The organism is Moritella sp. F3 (genome assembly GCF_015082335.1).
Lineage (GTDB): Bacteria > Pseudomonadota > Gammaproteobacteria > Enterobacterales > Moritellaceae > Moritella.
Map to the genome: position 1 here is coordinate 130,957 of NZ_BLRL01000005.1, position 17,743 is coordinate 148,699.

Annotated in this window: 13 protein-coding genes and 1 tRNA gene; 8 read left to right on the forward strand and 6 right to left on the reverse strand. The window is 40.0% G+C overall.

Annotated features, from left to right (window positions below; all coding sequences use genetic code 11):
- The first annotated feature begins 47 nt into the window (after positions 1 to 47).
- The 4 genes from JFU56_RS10725 (at position 48) to JFU56_RS10740 (ending at position 4,804) form a co-directional block, all read left to right on the forward strand.
- Positions 48 to 1,211: a glycosyltransferase gene (locus tag JFU56_RS10725; protein WP_198437277.1), complete on the forward strand. Its 1,164-nt coding sequence runs from the start codon at positions 48 to 50 to the stop codon at positions 1,209 to 1,211.
- Positions 1,208 to 2,611 carry a lipopolysaccharide biosynthesis protein gene (locus JFU56_RS10730; protein ID WP_198437278.1) on the forward strand — a complete coding sequence of 468 codons (1,404 nt, stop codon included), beginning with the start codon at positions 1,208 to 1,210 and terminating at the stop codon, positions 2,609 to 2,611. The genes JFU56_RS10725 and JFU56_RS10730 overlap by 4 nt, the downstream gene beginning before the upstream one ends.
- A 128-nt stretch (positions 2,612 to 2,739) precedes the next feature.
- Positions 2,740 to 4,278 (forward strand): sigma-54 dependent transcriptional regulator, encoded by a 1,539-nt coding sequence (locus JFU56_RS10735; RefSeq protein WP_198437279.1) that lies wholly within the window; start codon positions 2,740 to 2,742, stop codon positions 4,276 to 4,278.
- Between the two features lie 97 nt (positions 4,279 to 4,375).
- Entirely contained in the window at positions 4,376 to 4,804 is a 429-nt protein-coding gene (locus JFU56_RS10740; protein WP_198437280.1) for a hypothetical protein, read from the forward strand.
- Positions 4,805 to 5,007: 203 nt separating this feature from the next.
- Here the strand turns inward: JFU56_RS10740 and gltS are convergent, their stop codons facing one another.
- On the reverse strand, positions 5,008 to 6,231 hold the full coding sequence (gene gltS / locus JFU56_RS10745) for a sodium/glutamate symporter (protein WP_198437281.1): 1,224 nt from the start codon (positions 6,229 to 6,231) through the stop codon (positions 5,008 to 5,010).
- A 608-nt stretch (positions 6,232 to 6,839) separates the two neighbouring features.
- Here gltS and JFU56_RS10750 point away from each other — a divergent pair.
- Both JFU56_RS10750 and JFU56_RS10755 read left to right on the forward strand, forming a co-directional pair.
- Entirely contained in the window at positions 6,840 to 9,038 is a 2,199-nt protein-coding gene (locus tag JFU56_RS10750; protein ID WP_198437282.1) for a TonB-dependent hemoglobin/transferrin/lactoferrin family receptor, read from the forward strand.
- Between the two features lie 182 nt (positions 9,039 to 9,220).
- Positions 9,221 to 10,258 (forward strand): phospholipase A, encoded by a 1,038-nt coding sequence (locus JFU56_RS10755; RefSeq protein WP_198437283.1) that lies wholly within the window; start codon positions 9,221 to 9,223, stop codon positions 10,256 to 10,258.
- Positions 10,259 to 10,263: 5 nt separating this feature from the next.
- On the opposite strand, the gene JFU56_RS10760 is transcribed toward JFU56_RS10755, so the two are convergent.
- The gene (locus JFU56_RS10760; RefSeq protein WP_198437284.1) at positions 10,264 to 11,043 is read right to left on the reverse strand and encodes a hypothetical protein; all 780 of its coding nucleotides are present in this window, start codon (positions 11,041 to 11,043) and stop codon (positions 10,264 to 10,266) included.
- Positions 11,044 to 11,391: 348 nt separating this feature from the next.
- Here JFU56_RS10760 and JFU56_RS10765 point away from each other — a divergent pair.
- A tRNA-His gene (locus JFU56_RS10765) sits at positions 11,392 to 11,467 on the forward strand.
- Between the two features lie 72 nt (positions 11,468 to 11,539).
- Here JFU56_RS10765 and JFU56_RS10770 read toward each other — a convergent pair.
- A complete protein-coding gene (locus tag JFU56_RS10770; RefSeq protein ID WP_198437285.1) occupies positions 11,540 to 12,103 on the reverse strand; it encodes a prepilin-type N-terminal cleavage/methylation domain-containing protein in 564 nt (187 codons plus the stop codon).
- Positions 12,104 to 12,438: 335 nt separating this feature from the next.
- Here JFU56_RS10770 and JFU56_RS10775 point away from each other — a divergent pair, with 335 nt between their 5' ends.
- Positions 12,439 to 13,908 carry a peptide MFS transporter gene (locus tag JFU56_RS10775; protein ID WP_198437286.1) on the forward strand — a complete coding sequence of 490 codons (1,470 nt, stop codon included), beginning with the start codon at positions 12,439 to 12,441 and terminating at the stop codon, positions 13,906 to 13,908.
- 170 nt (positions 13,909 to 14,078) lie between these two features.
- Here the strand turns inward: JFU56_RS10775 and JFU56_RS10780 are convergent, their stop codons facing one another.
- From JFU56_RS10780 to JFU56_RS10790, 3 genes are all read right to left on the reverse strand, one after another.
- A complete protein-coding gene (locus JFU56_RS10780) occupies positions 14,079 to 15,023 on the reverse strand; it encodes an ABC transporter permease (RefSeq protein ID WP_198437287.1) in 945 nt (314 codons plus the stop codon).
- A 5-nt stretch (positions 15,024 to 15,028) separates the two neighbouring features.
- Positions 15,029 to 16,003: an ABC transporter permease gene (locus JFU56_RS10785; RefSeq protein WP_198437288.1), complete on the reverse strand. Its 975-nt coding sequence runs from the start codon at positions 16,001 to 16,003 to the stop codon at positions 15,029 to 15,031.
- A gap of 143 nt (positions 16,004 to 16,146) precedes the next feature.
- A complete protein-coding gene (locus JFU56_RS10790) occupies positions 16,147 to 17,697 on the reverse strand; it encodes an ABC transporter substrate-binding protein (protein WP_198437289.1) in 1,551 nt (516 codons plus the stop codon).
- Between the last annotated feature and the right edge of the window lie 46 nt (positions 17,698 to 17,743).

Below are 17,743 nucleotides of genomic sequence, written 5' to 3' on the forward strand. Positions count from 1 at the left end.
GTTATTATTTCTATACTTAAGTTAATCCTCTCACTTAAGGTATCGCAATGAAACATATCGCGATTGTTGTTCCTGAATTCCCAACAGCCTCCGAAACATTTGTGGTAACGGAAATATGCGCATTAGCAAAGGCGGGCCATCAAGTCACCGTATTTTGTTTTATTAAGCGTGATTCAGTGGTGACATTACCTAATAATGTGACTGTGATTGATGTCAATATGGCATCTAATAAACAAGTATCTGCATTTGTTGCTAAGCACCCTTTAGCGACGACAAAGGCATTTAAATGTGCTAATCACCAGCATGCTATCACGACATGTTCATTACTTTCTTATGGTGCAAAGTTAGCTTATCTCGCCGATAAATTTCACTGCGAGCATTTTCACTGTCATTTTATGCATTGCAGTTTGGCGTACACACTCGTCGCCGCTTGCTGGTTGGAGATCACCACCTCGAGTGTCGAGCATGGTTCTGTCATATATGAAGATAATGATGATATTCGTTATAAATTAACGGCGTGTAGTTTTAACATTGCTGAGTGCGAAGATATTATTAAGAACTTTCAATTGCTTGGAGCAAAGCATTTACACTTATTGCACAGTGGTGTCGATATATCGCGTTTCCCCGCACATCCAGTCCCGTCACATAAGCAGCTGGAGTTGCTCTTTGTTGGCCATTTGGTCGAGAAAAAAGGCATTGCCTATGCGTTAGAAGCATTGGCTCTGATTGCTGAAAATGTACGACCGCATTTTGATATTGTCGGCCAAGGCCCTGCGCAAAATTACCTTCAGCACTTAGTTAAAAAATTAAACTTAACCGCATTTGTACGCTTGATGGGCTATCGCTCTCCGCATTGGATCGCGCAGAAAGGTTCTGATTATGATGGTTTTGTTGCTCCGTTTTGCGTTTCTGCTGATGGCGATAGTGATAGTGGCCCTGTGGTATTAAAAGAGGCGATGGCGATGGGGTTACCTGTGATTACTAGCGATGTCATGGGATGCCGTGACATTGTGACTGAAGATACCGGGTATATCGTTGCATCGAAAGACGTACTGGCATTAAAGTTGGCGATTGAAGCGCTTATACAATGCCAAAATAACGTGCGAGACCAGATGCGGCTCCTGGCGCGTCAGCGAGTAGAGCAGTACTTTAATGCCCAAGTACAAGCCCTCCGACTATCCCGTTTGATTGAAGGAGCCACAGTTAAATGAATAGTTTAAGGGAGATGTTGATATATGGAATTGGTATTTTTGTACTAAAAGGTTTGGGCTTTATCATGATGCCCATCGTGACGCGTATGTTGACGCAAGTTGATTATGGGGAGCTTAATTTTTTAGTCAGTATAGCGTCGATGGTTAGCTTATTTCTGACTTTAGGTTTGGGTGATATTTTATTTCGCTTTGCCAGTGGCCAAGTTAAAGAAGATAACGAAGCTGTGATGCGACAATGCTTCAGGCTGTCGTTATTATGCGCGGTGACATTTTTGTGTTTGGCCTTACCATTTAGTGGGCTTATCATGAGTTGGCTACCGGTTACTTTACGCTTATTTGATCTGCAACTATTATTGATTAGTTTATCGCTATCCTCGTTACTCACCGTACCTTATTGTTATTTCAGAATGACCCACCAAGCGGTACCTTTTATGGTGTTTTCTATTGCTCAGGGGTCGCTACAAACAGCGCTTTCGATTGGCTTACTTATGGCCGGTTATGGGGTAACAGGGATGATGCTATCAAGTGCCATTAGTAGCTCTGTCATCGCAATTGCTGTGTTAGTTTATTTTCGCGCGAATTTGCAAGGACGGCGAGCCAATTTCACCTTAGATCATTACCGTTATATCGGCTTTATTGTGTGTTCGGGTTTTTTTGTATATTGCCTGAATGGCGCAGAAAATTGGTTGGTTGTGATCCATTTGGGCAAACAACAATTAGCCATATTCTTTGCTGCTGGGCAATTTGGATTAATGATATCGGTGGCCTTTGAACCGTTTCGTATGTGGTGGTATGCAAGGCGTTTTAAGATACACGACACCAATCCGGATTTGGGGGCTAAATATGCCGTACTCGGCGTGCAAATAGGTATGCTATTAGCGGGGAGTATGCTGTTCATGGCACCCATTATGATGGATATCATACTACCCGAAAGCTACCGTGAGAGTATCAGCTTGATCCCTTGGATATGCTTGATTATGGTATTACGATTCAATTCTGAATTATTAAATATTGGTTGTTTTTTGAAACAGAATGCGAGATGGGCAACTATTATTGGTGGTTGCTGCGCTTTGCATCTATTGGTTGTTGGCTACTGGGCCGTTGAGGCGTACGGGTTGATAGGTTTGTTGAATACGATGGTGTTAACGGGTTTAATTCGCTACATACTTTTCTACGTGATCAGCCAGCGTTTGGTGTATTTATCTTATCGCAAATTACACTTACTGACATCATGGGGAATTTTTATGATCTTATTGAGCGTTAATATGAGTAAGATCTCGGGTTATCGTGTCATTGAATTTATTCTGTTGGCGATAAACTGTTTGTTATTACTCTATTTTTATCGAGATTTGTGGCGAGGTTTACAATTTTCAGCATGGCGTAGATACATTTCTCACTAATGCTATATTCCTAACTAAAGTTAAAGGATGGAGATCAAACTTTATTCATTACTGCTATTACCACTGCTAACAGCTAAATGCCTGTGGATATAATGGTAATTTAAGATAGCGCCGACAGGGATTATTATATGGAATTTACTGCGTTATTAGTCGAAGACAGTGCGTCTATGGGAGCTATTTATAGTGCTTATTTACGCAATGAAGGCGCTAATGTTACTTATGTGCAATCAGGGAAAGATGCATTAGTTGAGCTTACACGTTGGCAGCCTGACTTACTTATTTTAGATATACAGTTACCTGATATGTCAGGGATGGATATTTTAATGACAGTGCAGCAACGTTATCCTGACATTAGTATTATTATGATCACCGCGCACGCTTCCATCGATCTTGCTGTTGATGCAATGCGTGCTGGAGCATTTGATTTTTTAGTCAAACCTTTCGATGCCAAACGGTTATCTATAACATTGCGTAACGCCCTTAAACAGCGCCAATTAATTAACTTAGTCGCAAATTATGAGAGTAGTTTACCAAAACCCAATTTTCATGGGTTTATTGGTGATTCGTTAGCGATGCAAGCTGTTTACAAAACCATTGGTTGCGTTGCTAGTAGTAAAGCGTCTGTTTTTATTATTGGTGAAAGTGGCACGGGTAAAGAGGTTTGTGCACAAGCTGTACATGATTGTGGTGTGCGGAAAAATAAACCGTTTGTCGCGCTTAATTGTGCTGCGATCCCGAAAGAATTAATTGAAAGTGAGATATTTGGCCATGTAAAAGGTGCATTTACAGGGGCTACTTCCAACCGTGATGGTGCTGCAACACGAGCACATGGCGGGACATTGTTTCTCGATGAAATATGTGAAATGGATTTGGATCTACAGAGTAAGTTATTACGTTTTATTCAAACAGGTGTATTTCAGCGTGTTGGCGGCTCACAAGAAGAGTGTGTCGATGTGCGTTTTATTAGTGCTACAAATCGCCATCCTTGGAATGAAGTAACTGCTGGGCGATTCCGTGAGGACCTATTCTATCGTTTGCACGTAATTCCTATTGAACTACCGCCATTGCGCATGCGTAATAACGATAGCTTTTTGATTGCGCAGCAGCTACTCATTGATTACAGCAAAGAAGAGAGGAAATCTTTTACAGGCTTTGATAATAAAACGATTGAAATAATCACCCATTACGCTTGGCCTGGGAATGTACGTATGTTGCAAAATGTGATCCGTCAAATGGTGGTGTTAAATGAGGGGGAATTGATTACGAGTCACATGTTACCGATAGAAATACAGCAAGCAAATATGGTCGTGACAAAGAAGTTAACGCCGAATTTGTTAGCCCAGGATGACGATCTTAATATGCATAACTCGAGTCCGATGCTACCGCGGTTATTTCCTGACGATATCAACACTGAAAAAGGTTTCGTCGGTTGTATTGATGATGGCATTGTTGGTGATGGCTTAGTGGGGCAAGGTATCACGAGGGAAGGCCTCATGGCTGAAGGTATTGTGCCATTGTGGAAGAGTGAAAAGCGCATTATTGAGAATGCAATCTCACATTGTAATGGCAATATACCTAAGGCCGCAGCATTACTTGATATAAGCGCATCGACTATTTACCGTAAGCGACAGGGCTGGGCGCATGCGTCATCGAGTAATGTGAATTGATTAATATGGCATATTATCTCTTTTTATATAAATTATGCTTTACATGATAGCCACCTTTAAATAATAATGAGAATCATTATTATTTAAAGGTGTGGTTATGCAAACTTGGAAAGTGTTAATGGAAGATGGTCATCGCTGTGTGAGTGAGAAATCATGGTTAGATGCAGAACTTTGTTATCATAATGCTGTGGAGCAGATAAAGCTGCAATGGGAGAATAACCCTGAAGATGAAGCGTTATTAATGGCTTGGATATCAACCCAACATCATTTAGCTACTATTTACGAAGCACAAAACCAGCACTATACCGCGCTGCGATATCTAACGATGCCCCATCAATGGATGATGTCATTACTGCGTGGTGAAGCTGTATCAGACACCTTCAAAGCCCTTGCAACTCAAGCCATTAAAGTTACGTTAATGCCATTACTCGACTTTAGCCGTCGTCATCCTATCTGTGAATCCTGTTTTGATGCATTACAAATATCGCCTGAATGGCTTAAAGATCCGCACCCAACAATACACTAATGTGATGATGCTAATTTATATTCAATGATAAAGAAGGAGATGATGATGAATTTATTATGGACGATACCAGCGGTGCTCGCGTTATGTTATATCGTTATTTGTATCCGGCGGGCAAATAAAGTGAAATCAGCACAGCAAGGTGGGGGGTTGTAGTGGTTAGATCATAATCAGGCCTGTGAATGACAGACCTGATTAACAGTCTTTTATCCGATAAAGCTGATATAGCCTTGCAGGATAATCAAGTTAACAATATCAATAAAGAATGCGCCAACAATAGGCACGACCATGAACGCCTGTGGTGACGGACCATAGCGTGATACCAGTGAGCCCATGTTCATTACTGCTGTCGGCGTTGCACCGAGACCAAAGCCACAGTGACCACCTGCAATAATAGCTGCATCGTAATTTGAACCCATTAATTTAAAAGTGACAAAGTACGAGAAAATAGCCAGTACGACAGCCTGTACAGATAAAATCACCAATAGCGGTAATGCTAAATCAAAAATATTCCATAATTTAAGATTCATTAATGCCATTGCTAAGAATAAAGATAAAGCCACGGTACCTAGGATATCAACAGCTTCAGTATTCACTTTATAGCTTTTGGTTACTTCGGTGGTATTGGTGATGATCACGCCTAAAAAGAGCGCGTAGACAAAGTCTGGAATACGTAACCACGTGATGTTAAGTAATGACACCGCCTGTTCGACATAGCCAGCACCGACCACACACGTTAACAGAATAAACAGCGTCTCGATGATACTTTTACCTGTGATACGGTCTTCTTCCAACTCATTATAAGTCACTAACTCAGGGAATTGTTCATGATGGTTAGTGCCAATGCCATACTCGGATTCTAAGTTATTTTTAGCAATAAGGCGTTGGGCGACTGGACCACCGATAATACCACCAACGACTAAGCCAAAAGTGGCTGCTGCCATTGCTAATTCAAGGGTATTTATCCCGTACATTTCATAAAATGTTTGAGACCAAGCGGCACCTGTACCGTGACCACCAGATAAGGTGATTGAACCAGCAATTAAACCATAAATAGGCTCTAGTCCAAGCATGGTGGCTAAGCTAACCCCAATACCGTTTTGAATGATAATGTAAAGTGAGGCAACCGCTAAGAAAAGGAATACTTTAGAGCCCCCTTTTAATAGTTGAGTGTAGCTGGCTGCCAAACCGACCGTGCTAAAGAACATAAGCATTAGCGTGCTTTGTAGGGGCAGAGAGAATTCTAGCGTGATATTTTTAAAGTGCAAAATGGTGATAATGACGGCGACGATTAAGCCTCCGACTATTGGTTCTGGTATGTTGAATCGTTGCAGTACGGGTATTTTCTTATTACAGATATGCCCTAGAAATAGTACTAAAAAAGCGATTAAAAAAGATTCTAGTTCACCAATTGAATAAATAGTATTCATATTACCTCTTGGTTATTAATCAGCGTGATGTGTTTTACAAATTTAAATTTAATGTGGATAAACAGATCATTAAGCTGATGTTGTGATTAAAATTGAGATTTAATACCGAGTAAATAGTGTCGTAGATGAAATCCCGACCATTGATATCCATAGCCTCATGATTGATGACCGGATTGTTTACTCTGAGCGTTAAATTACTTGTTAAATGTATATTTCCTGTAAATGTAAAATACACATAAAGTACGTTGGTGCCATACCTAGTACATAAGCAAACGTTTACCCTGTGAACGGCTTGATTTGCAGTTTAGCTATCTATTATGGATAGGTTAATTGAAAATTAATGCCCGAATATAGCATATTTTAATTTTTATTCATTATTTATAGTTAAATAACGATATTTGAACTATCAAAAGAGCTAATGAAGTCTAAAAAAAACCACACTAATCTATGGGTTAACATGATTTTATATAAAATACATTATTGATTGTCATGTTTGAGGCTATTCAGGATAAAATAAATGCGAATATTAATGAGAATGATAGTAATTCTCATTTGATCTTGTTATATTGGCGCCACTTAAACATAAATGACGCTGTAGGGAATTCTCGATGTCTTGGAATAAGAAGTATTTAACCACATCTATTTTATTAGCTTTATCAATACCAGCAATGGCTGAATCCAATAACAATATGGCTGACGCAACGACCGTGGTATCAGCTACACGATCGGAGCAGTTACTCACAGATGTCGCAGCGTCAGTAAGTGTAATTTCCGCTGATGATATTGAAGCTAATCTAGTAAAAGATGTTGGTGAATTATTTGATTATACACCGGGTGTTACAGTAGAAAGTGATCCTCGATATGGCGTTCAAAGTGTCAATATTCGAGGTATGGAAGGCAATCGCGTTAAGATTGTGGTTGATGGTGTATCGCAAGCCAATCGCTTTGATTCTGGCAAGTCTTTTATTCAATCAGGGCGATTAGATATTGACCCAGATATGATTAAATCAGTTGAAGTAGTAAAAGGTGCGGCATCGAGTTTATATGGTAGTGATGCGATTGCAGGTATTGTGGCATTTGAAACCAAAGATCCAAGTGATTTTCTTGATGCTGGCGATAATAGCGGTGGTCATGTAAAACTAGGTTATCACTCGGTTGATAGTAGTTTCTCTCAATCTGTTGCATTAGCTAATCGTACCGGTGATTTAGAGACGCTAGTGGCTTATACCCACAGAGCTGGTGAAGAAGAGCAAAACTTTGGGAAGCCAGATCCGCAAGAAACAGAAAAAAATAATGTTTTAGTAAAACTGCAATATCAAATCAATGAAAATCACCGGATTGAATTTACTGGTGAACAGGTTCTTTCTGATACAGATACAGACTTACCGTTAACTGCTGATTGGGATAAAAGTTATAGTGCTGCAGATCAGAGAGAACGCCAACGTTTAGGTGCCAAGTATATTTTTAGTGCAAATAACTCTGTATTTGATTCTATGGCATTACAGTTTGATTGGCAAAAAAGCAAACAAGTATCACAAACAAGCCGTAGTACCACGGTTACAATGACGCCAGGACCTCGTCCTCGTCCTCAGCCTGATGCTAGTCAGTTAAAAGATTACTTTTATGGCGAGGAAGGTTACGAGCTTGGAGCTCAGTTTGACAAATCCTTCGCATTGGCAGGAATGGAACATTACTTAACTTACGGTCTATCGTATGCTACTCGTGATATTGAGAATACCAATATCACGCATTCTGTAAAACACTCTACAGGTGATACTGGAACAACAGTTTATTATTACATGCCAAAAGCTGAAGAAACGAAATGGGGCGCGTTTTTACAAGATCAGATTTCGTTATTAGATAATGCATTAGTTTTAACTCCTAGTATACGTTTTGATAGTTTCAATACTAAACCGGATAACACAGACCCAACGACTAAATATCAAGATGTAAGCGGCTATGAGCCTACTGATTACAAAGAGTACTCAGACTCAGCTATGACTGCAAAATTAGGTGCTCTGTATAATTTAACCGACGATACCAAGGTTTTTGCCCAAGTAAGTCAAGGATTTAGAGCCCCAGATTTCCAAGAATTGTACTACTCATTTTCTAATAGCACGTATGGATATAAGAGTGAACCAAACCCTGACTTAAAAGCTGAAAGCAGTATCTCTTATGAAACAGGTCTGCGTGGTAACTTTGCTGCTGGTAATTATGAGTTTGCTGTGTTCTATAGTGATTACGACAATTTCATTGATAAGATTAGTTATACTGATACAAATGGTATAAGTGTAACTAGCTATGAAAACCTAGATAAAGCAACGATTAAAGGTGCTGAAATAGCAACTAACCTTTGGTTAGATAGCTTAATTGGTGCATTTGACGGTACAAGTTTACGTTTAGCTGCTGCTTATACAGAAGGTGAAGATCAAGATGGTTTAGCACTTAATAGTGTTGCACCGTGGAATATGGTTATTGGTCTTAGCTACGATAGCCCAAGCTCAAACTGGGGTACGTCACTGAAAACGGTTTATACAGCGAAGAAAGGTTCAAGTGATTTGAATTTAACTGACATAGATCCAACTAATCCGGTTCCTGGGGAGCAGATCGAAAACCCAAGTTCAACGGTTGTTGATTTAACTGCATATTACAAACCAATGGAAGACTTAACATTACGTGCTGGTGTTTATAACTTAACTAATGAACAGTATTGGTTATGGAACGATGTACGCGGCTTAACAGCACAAGATAATGATTTATCGCAAGCAGAACGTAACTATGGCGTAACGGTTAAATATGATTTTTAATTAGTCTCTAGTATGACGTTTTAACTAATTTGTGTACATGAAAATCCGCTGACCTTTACTCAGCGGATTTTTTCGTATTCCCGCTACCTTAATTCTTGCTTGACCCACTATCATAAGGTCGATATCTTATTCATATAGTTAAGTCACCACATACTCTCTATGGATCTTAGAGTTCACAATAAATGGAATTAATTTTGCAACAGTTGAATTATACAAAACTCGGTTTAGTGTCGCTATTTTTAGGCTTGAACGTTCAAGCAGCTACACAAACACAAAGTGAGTGTATTGACCAGCAAGTCGCGAATAGCGCATCAGAAGTGACGCTAGGGGAAGTAAGAGCAATATGCGCAGCACAAAAGAGCATTGAAGAAGAAGGTACCGTTATTATTCGCGGTAAAACAGTAAAGGCTGGGGTGCTAACAAGGCGCATCGTTGCAGAACGACAAAATGATTCGTCGGAGTTTACGCTAACTCCTCACAGAATGAACTATATCTTACCGGTTTACAGTACTAATCAAATTAACCCTGAAGCCTATCGTAATCTAAATGCGCTTGATGACGGCTATAAAAAAGTAGAATCGAAATTTCAGTTAAGTCTTAAACTACCATTGAGCTATAGTTCTTTATTGGTTGATGGCGACCGTATCTATGCTGGGTTTACGCTTGAAGCTTGGTGGCAAGTTTATGCCGATGAAATTTCGAGTCCGTTTAGAGAAACTAATTACCGACCTGAAATCTTCTATGTCGCACCACTAGACTGGCATCCTAATGATGCAAATACCGGTGTAATGGTTGGAATTGAACATCAATCGAACGGCCGTGCTGGTACATCATCTCGCTCATGGAATAGGGTCTACGCTGAGTTCATCTATGAACAAGGTAATTTAGTCTGGAGCGTGAGGCCTTGGTACCGCCTAGCTGAAGATGAGAAAACGGAGCCTACAAGTCCTAAAGGAGACGATAATCCGGACATCGCCGATTATATGGGCAATGTCGAATATGGTATTGGCTATGCTTTCGGTAAATATGAATTAAGCGCAGAAATGCGACAGAATTTTTCTACACATAATGGTTCAATACAAGTAAACCTAACAACACCTTTATATGGCAAATTGAAAGGTTATATCACTGTGTTTAATGGCTATGGCGAAAGCCTCATTGATTACAATCATAGTCAGACGCGCTTTGGTATCGGTATCGCGCTTAATAATATGTTTTAAGGGTACTAACCAAACTTCTTCTCATGTGCTTGCAATGTTCTTTCTACTTTTTTTAATGCAAATGCAATTTTAACCGCGACACTCGGTGATGTATGTTTATCACCTAGAAAAGTAGCCGAGTGCGCAGCGCATAGATTTTCAGCATTTTCCCATTTTTTCATTAATTGCGTTACCCAATCCCTGAACTCTGCTGCAGCACCAGGTCTTTTTTCTAGTGTTTGAGCTAGTGTCATATGAAATGTGACTTCTGGTTTTTTGAGTACGCCAATGATACTCGGAAACTTCAAGTACATTAGCGTATCATCGACGTGAAGCGTTTTAGATGCGTTGTGATAAGCAAGTACGGATGAAAAATGTAAGTTTTCGTTACTTGAGATGAAATCAACACCAGCGGGTACAGAAAACTCAAAATCGTCAGAAAATAACGCTGCAAACTCACTTGATTCAGTGCATTGTGATTGCCATGGTAGATTCGGAAATTTATCGAGGTGACGCTGAGTGCCATAAAGTTTTGCGTGTGGATAGAGTTCATGTACCTTTTTGACATGTATGGTATGGAAAGGGTGCAAGTTAATGATGGCCTGAAGCTCTGCGCCATTGTTGGTTAACGCATCGACTTGGTTTTTCAGTTTTCCTGTTAATGTGTAGGCATCAAGCAGTACAAATTTACCATTTTCACAGCGCACGATTGATGCATGAGTGCCTATATTTAAGATGCCGCCGATCTTAAAGTCGCCGCGTATGTTCCAAAAGTTATCCGCAATATTTAGTATCTGTTCACTCATGATATTTATTACCTCAATACTTGCTGCTGTTTACGATAAGGTCGCTATTTATGATGACCGTTGTGATAGTAGCAATAACATAAGAAATTAGGCGTATATAGCTAATCCTTTAGGTTTATTTATTTATACAGGCATTACAATCATCGCAAGGTAAATTTTACCGGCCTTAATACTCGGTATTATCTTGTTAATTTAACTATTTTGTTTAATTTTAAAACGAAGGGTGTGTAAAGTGTTCACGTGGTATAAGTGGACTTGCATGTGCTCACTAACTGCTGCATAATCACCTCATCGAAACAACAGACGGTCTGGCTAACAATGTTTAGCGGGATGAGTCGATAGTTAATGGCGGTTGTAGCTCAGTTGGTAGAGCCCCGGATTGTGATTCCGGTTGTCGAGGGTTCAAATCCCTTCAGTCGCCCCATATTAAGAAGCACTGAACATATAAATGTTCGGTGCTTTTTTTTGCCTAAAATATAGGGCTTGATTCGTTTTATTAATCTCTGAAAATTGTAGTTACTTTACCTTTCTCTGCATCATAATTAATGACCATAGCAGCTAACTTATAAGATTCTGTATCGCCTAAACTGCGTAGGACATAACTGCACTGGCTATTATAACCTTCTTCTCCCTTATGCCTATATGATTGAAAGTCACTGTTGCCGTCTTCAAATGAAACGGACGGTGGGTTTATTAATAATACTTCCCATAATGATTGACAGCCTTTTTGACCTTTACCTATGTTGTGTGGTTGTGACATGGCTACATTCTTATCTATACCAAGAGGAAACCCACTAGGATTTACATCAACATTATCATCTGCGAATCCCTCTATATTGGCCATGTTTTGGCTTAAGCCTAATATTTGATAACGTATCTGCACAAAACTGACCGCTTCTTGATAAGCGGCCGCAATTGCTTTAACACGACTAATCTCAGCATCTTCACGGAAATTGACAAATTTAGGGATCGCGACAGCCGCTAGTACCGCCAGAATGATGATGGTGATAGCTAATTCAATAAGGGTGAACCCTTGTGCTCTTACTGCTTTAGATGTCATATAGCGCCTGTTTTATGCTTGTCTTGCTTAAGTGTAACTCATTATTAAGTAAGTGGTAAATGATTGGTGTATTCATTCTTATCGATATGAGTCGGTTACGTATTTTGACGTCTTGATTTGAATTATAATGCCGCAAAGAATCTATCTTAAAGTTCAATAAACTGCAGTTTTTCATTTTAACCAGTCTTTTATTTCGCGTTAATGGTGTTTAGATAGTTGTATGTGCCAAATTTGTTTTGATTATGCGATCTCCACCTCTTATTGGCTACTTCTTAAGTGTTAACATCTCGTCGAATTTACCTTTCTTTACTTATCCATAATAAAAGAGATTAATTATGTGGAATCGACTGAATAAATCTATGATGTGTTGCCAAATGCTGTTTGGCTTATCTTTCTACGGTGTAATGATTATTTTAACCCGCTTCTTTTTAGAAGATTTGGGGTATAGCGAAGCCGACACCATGATGGTTGTTGGTGCATTTTCTGCTATTGGTCCGTTGTTTGCTATTGCTGGTGGTTTCATTGCAGATAAGTTCTTAGGCGCTTATCGCTCGTTAACGATTGCTTATCTTGCCTTTGCCATAGGTTATGGCTTACTTGTTTTCGGTGCATCGGCAAGTAATGTACAATTATGTCTGGTTGGTATTGCGCTAGCCAGTTACGGCCGTGGTCTAATGTCGCCTTCATACCCAAGTCTGTACAAACGTACATTCGCAAGCCAAGAAGATTTTGAAAACGGTTACCCAGTTAACTATTCAGTAAACAATATAGGTGCCTTTTTAGGTCAATATTTATTCCCAATGTTCGTACTTGCAATTGGTTTTAATGGCAGTTTCATGTTATCTGCTGTGATGGCTTTCATTGCTTTCGCTATTCTAGTCGTTTCACGTAAACCATTATCAACAGTAGGTGCAGATATTGATCAAGCACCTGTAAGCACCAAAAACTGGATTGCATTCACTACGTTATCTGTTGCAATGATTGGTTTAGTATTCTTCATGTTTTCAAATATGGATATTGGCCAAAATATCATCTACGCAATTGGTGCATCAGCGATCCTTTACTTCATCTCATTAATGCTTAAATCGGAACGTGCTGATGCATTAAAGATGGGGACTATCCTTATCATGACTGTATTAACAACAGCTTTCTTTGTTTATTACGGCCAAATGATGACTTCAATGACGATGGTAACAATCAATACTATGCGTGGTGACTTGTTCGGGTTTATCCCAATTGCACCAGAAGCGGCAATGGCAATGAATTCACTTTGGTGTATCGTTGGTGGCCCTGTGATCGTGTATGTGTTTGTATCGCTTGAAAAACGTAATATTAACTTTACGACAGCAACGAAAATCGGCTTTGCATTTATTTTAACGGCAATCGCGTTTGGTATCCTGACGATGGCCGTACTCAATGTTGGTGAAGATGCTGTTATTCGCCCTGAAATATTTATGGCTATTCATTTCTTCCAAGCATTTGCTGAAGTGATTGTGGGCAGTATGGTTGTGGCATTCATCTTGTCTGTGGCACCGAAACATATTGAAAATTTCTCGGTAAGTTTATATTCAGTCGCAATGGCAATGAGTGGTATCGTTGGTGCAGTATTCTCTACTTCAATTGCGATGGAGAAGGGACAAGAGATCACGCAAGAAGTCGTACAAACAGTTTACGGTGACTACTTTAGCCTATTAACTGGTTTAGCTGTAGTGATGGTATTTGTCGCATTCTTAGCATCATTTGTTATTCGTAAGATGCTTGAGAAGAGTAAAGAAGCAGAAGACATGATTATATCACAAGCATAATAACGGATCGTGTAATGACTAAGGTTAGCTGTGATTAAGGGCTGTAATTAAGGCCTGTAATTAAGAGTGCAGCCTTGATAAATCATAAAAATGCCGCTCCCATATTATCTACGGGAGCGGCATTTTTGTTTGTGTCGTATTTAATTACCTAGATGATAATCATATGACATTTAACCTTTATAGATCTTCGGGTTAAACGCATCACGTAACCAGTCACCTAGTAAGTTGATTACTAGAACCAGTGTCACCAGTAATACACCTGGGAAGGCTGTGATCCACCAAGCACCGGAGAAGATGTATTTAAAGCCAGTACTGATTAACGCACCTAAAGAAGGTTGGTCAATCGGTAAACCTAAGCCTAAGAATGACAGTGCAGCTTCAGACATGATCGCATTCGCAATCTGTACTGTTGAAATCACTAGGATAGGGGACAGACAGTTTGGCAGTATGTGTCTAAACATAATACGCATTGACTTTAAGCCCATGACTTGTGCTGCTTCAACGTATTCTTTTTGTTTCTCGGCTAATACAGACGCACGAATAGTACGTGCATACTGTGGCCATTCAGCCACACCGATGATCACGACGAGCATGACGACGGCATACTGACTAAAGAACTCAGCACCAAAGCTGGCTTTGAAGATAGCCGAGACAATGATCGCTACCATCATGGTCGAGAACGATAGCTGTACGTCAGCAAATCGCATCAAGAAACTATCAATACGGCCACCGAAGTAACCTGCAGACAGACCAATTACAATGCCTAGTACTAACTGTACCGCAACGGCTAAGAAACCAATCGTCAGTGATAAACGTGAACCATAAAGCATGGTTGATAGAATATCACGACCTTGATCATCAGTACCTAACATGAAGCGTTCGTCGCCGTCTTCTAACCAAGAAGGCGGTAACTCAGAGTCCATGATATCAATACTGGTAATATCATACGGGTCTGTTGGTGCTATTAATGGCGCTGCTAGTGCTGCGATCAAGAAAGTTAAGAAGATCGCAAAGCTGAACATTGCTACCTTATCTCTTAAAAAATAATAGATAAGGTCTGAATTTTTAAAGCGTTCCCAGCGAGTAGGAACATGAGAAGAAGTCACTGTGTTCATACTAATTATCCTTTACCTGTAATGTTTACTGTTGGGTTAACTAACCCGTATAACAGGTCAACAAGGGTATTTGTTACCACAAAGATTAAACCTACAAAAATAACATAAGCGGTAATTAATGGTGTATCAACACGGTTAATCGCTTCTAAGAATAGGAAACCTGTTCCTGGCCACTGGAATACCGTTTCGGTCAAGATTGTGTAAGCAATCATAGTACCGATCTGTACACCACCAACGGTGATCACAGGTAGCATGGTATTTTTAAGGGCATGTACATAGTAAATTTTGTTTAATGCTAAGCCTTTCGCTTTAGCAAATTTAACGTATTCAGAACTTAACGCTTCAAGCATTTCAGAACGAACCAAGCGGATGAAAAGCGGCAACATGATAGAAGCCAATGAGATGCTTGGTAAAATTAAGTGTAAGAAACCATCCATAGTAAGGAAACCAGTTTCCCAACCCATGACATTAACAGTTTCACCACGTCCATAAGACGGTAGCCAACCTAGTTCGATAGAGAAGACGTACATCAACATGATTGCAGTTAAGAATACCGGTACAGAAATACCAATACTACTTACTGCCATGATAATTTTTGTTAGCGCACTTTTGGGATGAATCGCCGAGTAGACACCTAATGGGATCGACACGAATACAATAATGACGGCTGCACCAAACACAAGCTCTAGTGTTGCTTGAAGTTTATCGAAAATAACTTCTGCTGCAGGTCGTTTAAAGAAATACGAGGTGCCTAAGTCACCTTGTAGTGCATTAACAAGAAAACGGCTGTATTTAGTCATGTACGGATCATTTAGACCTAGATCATCACGCAGTGCTTGTCGTTCGTCTTCTGATACAGATTGACCAACTAATTCGCGTAACGGATCGCCTAGATTATCCTGAATGGAAAATGCTACCAAACTGATCACGAACATTACTACCAAGGCCTGAAATAGGCGTTTGATCAGAAATGTGAACATTCCTTGTCTCCCAAAGTAAAATTAACTTTTATCATTATATTTATTTAAAATAATCGGTGTTTTTATCGAGTTATCTTGATAAAAACACCGCATAGTAACGGCATTAAATACCGTTAAGGTTTAGTCGTTATTTAACGTTTAGGTTATTTAACTACTAGGTCACCGAAGTACGGGAAGTTTAGTGCGTTTACAATCGGCTCAATTTGTAGTGTCGATTTTGCGCCCCAAGCTAGATCTTGCCAATGTAGTGGCACGAAAGCAGCTTCGTCATACAAGATTTTTTCAACACGTTGCAACATCACACCACGTTTTGCAGTGTCTGTTTCAGCATTTGCGCTGTTTACTAGCTTATCAACTTCAGCATTTGAATATTGACCACAGTTATAAGCACCACGACCTGTTTCAGCATCTTTAGTCATTGTTAAGAATTCAGAGAAGTTAGCTGAATCTTCAGTATCTGAATGCCAACCAATCATCATCATGTCTGCTGAACAAAGATCAAACTCAGGCCAGTACTGTGCTTTCGGCATTGTTTTTAGGTCAACTTTAATGCCAATTTTAGAAAGCATTGAAGCCGTCGCTTGGGCGATTTTTGCATCGTTAACATAACGGTTGTTTGGTGCCATCATTGAAAGTTTAAAGCCATTTTCATAACCCGCATCTTTCATTAACTGTTTTGCTTTTTTCAAGTCATAACGTGGCACTAGGTCAGCGTCATAGCCAGAGTAACCAGCAGGACCTTGTTGGCCAGCTGTTGTACCGAAGCCTTTCATGATCTTCTTAACAATCGCTTCATTATTAATGGCGTGTACGATAGCTTGACGTACGCGCACATCTTTAAGTGCAGGGTTACTGCCTTGGTTCATTTGGAATGAGATGATACGAGTACCAGATACTGTTACTAGATCAACATTCTTCGCGCTTTTAACACGTTTTTGATCGTTTGGTGCAACAGGGTGGATCATATCCACGTCACCAGAAAGTAGTGCTGCAACACGTGTCGCATCTTCTTTAATTGGCACAAGTGTTAGCTTGTCAACGTTACCTGGAGATGTCTTATCCCAGTAACCGTCGAAACGTTCGAATACAACTTTTACGCCTTGTTCACGTGACGTAACAGTGAATGGGCCTGTTCCTGATACGTTTGTTGATGCATATGAACTACCGTGTTTAACGATTTCAGATTTATCTTTACCGTCCATTTTACCCGTGTAGAACTTCTTATCCATTGGGAAGATATAAGTTGCTGTTTGTAGCACGAGTGGGTACGGTTCTGAAGATACGATCTCTACTGTGTAGTCATCAATCTTGGTCATTTTTTCGTATGGAGAAAAAACGTTTTTGAAATCAACTGATGATTGTAGACGGTCGAATGTCCAAACAACATCATCAGCAGTAAGTTGGTTACCAGAGTGGAATTTTACGCCTTTACGTAGGTGAAAACGGAAAGTTGTGTCATTTACACGTTCCCACTTCTCAGCGATACGGCCTTCAAAATCGAAATCTTTGGTAAAACGAACCAGCGGATCAAACAGCATGTGCGACATCTGTAGTGTACCACCAGATAGTTGCTCATGTGGGTCAAGCGATACTGGATCTGCATCGTAAGCAACAGTAATGTCTGCTGCAGCAGCGCTAAAGCTTAGGCCTGCGGCCATTAGGGCAATGGCTAGTTTGGTCTTTAAGGTTTTCATTTGCATAACTCCTTCATGCTGGGACGTGACGCCCGTATATGTTGTG

Bases quoted from the DNA above. Each gene is read 5' to 3' on its own strand.
- JFU56_RS10735 (WP_198437279.1), top strand. From the start codon at position 2,740: ATGGAATTTACTGCGTTATTAGTCGAAGACAGTGCGTCTATGGGAGCT.
- JFU56_RS10740 (WP_198437280.1), top strand. From the start codon at position 4,376: ATGCAAACTTGGAAAGTGTTAATGGAAGATGGTCATCGCTGTGTGAGT.
- JFU56_RS10775 (WP_198437286.1), top strand. From the start codon at position 12,439: ATGTGGAATCGACTGAATAAATCTATGATGTGTTGCCAAATGCTGTTT.
- JFU56_RS10785 (WP_198437288.1), bottom strand. From the start codon at position 16,003: ATGTTCACATTTCTGATCAAACGCCTATTTCAGGCCTTGGTAGTAATG.
- JFU56_RS10770 (WP_198437285.1), bottom strand. From the start codon at position 12,103: ATGACATCTAAAGCAGTAAGAGCACAAGGGTTCACCCTTATTGAATTA.
- gltS (WP_198437281.1), bottom strand. From the start codon at position 6,231: ATGAATACTATTTATTCAATTGGTGAACTAGAATCTTTTTTAATCGCT.
- JFU56_RS10755 (WP_198437283.1), top strand. From the start codon at position 9,221: ATGGAATTAATTTTGCAACAGTTGAATTATACAAAACTCGGTTTAGTG.
- JFU56_RS10725 (WP_198437277.1), top strand. From the start codon at position 48: ATGAAACATATCGCGATTGTTGTTCCTGAATTCCCAACAGCCTCCGAA.
- JFU56_RS10790 (WP_198437289.1), bottom strand. From the start codon at position 17,697: ATGAAAACCTTAAAGACCAAACTAGCCATTGCCCTAATGGCCGCAGGC.
- JFU56_RS10750 (WP_198437282.1), top strand. From the start codon at position 6,840: ATGTCTTGGAATAAGAAGTATTTAACCACATCTATTTTATTAGCTTTA.
- JFU56_RS10760 (WP_198437284.1), bottom strand. From the start codon at position 11,043: ATGAGTGAACAGATACTAAATATTGCGGATAACTTTTGGAACATACGC.
- JFU56_RS10780 (WP_198437287.1), bottom strand. From the start codon at position 15,023: ATGAACACAGTGACTTCTTCTCATGTTCCTACTCGCTGGGAACGCTTT.
- JFU56_RS10730 (WP_198437278.1), top strand. From the start codon at position 1,208: ATGAATAGTTTAAGGGAGATGTTGATATATGGAATTGGTATTTTTGTA.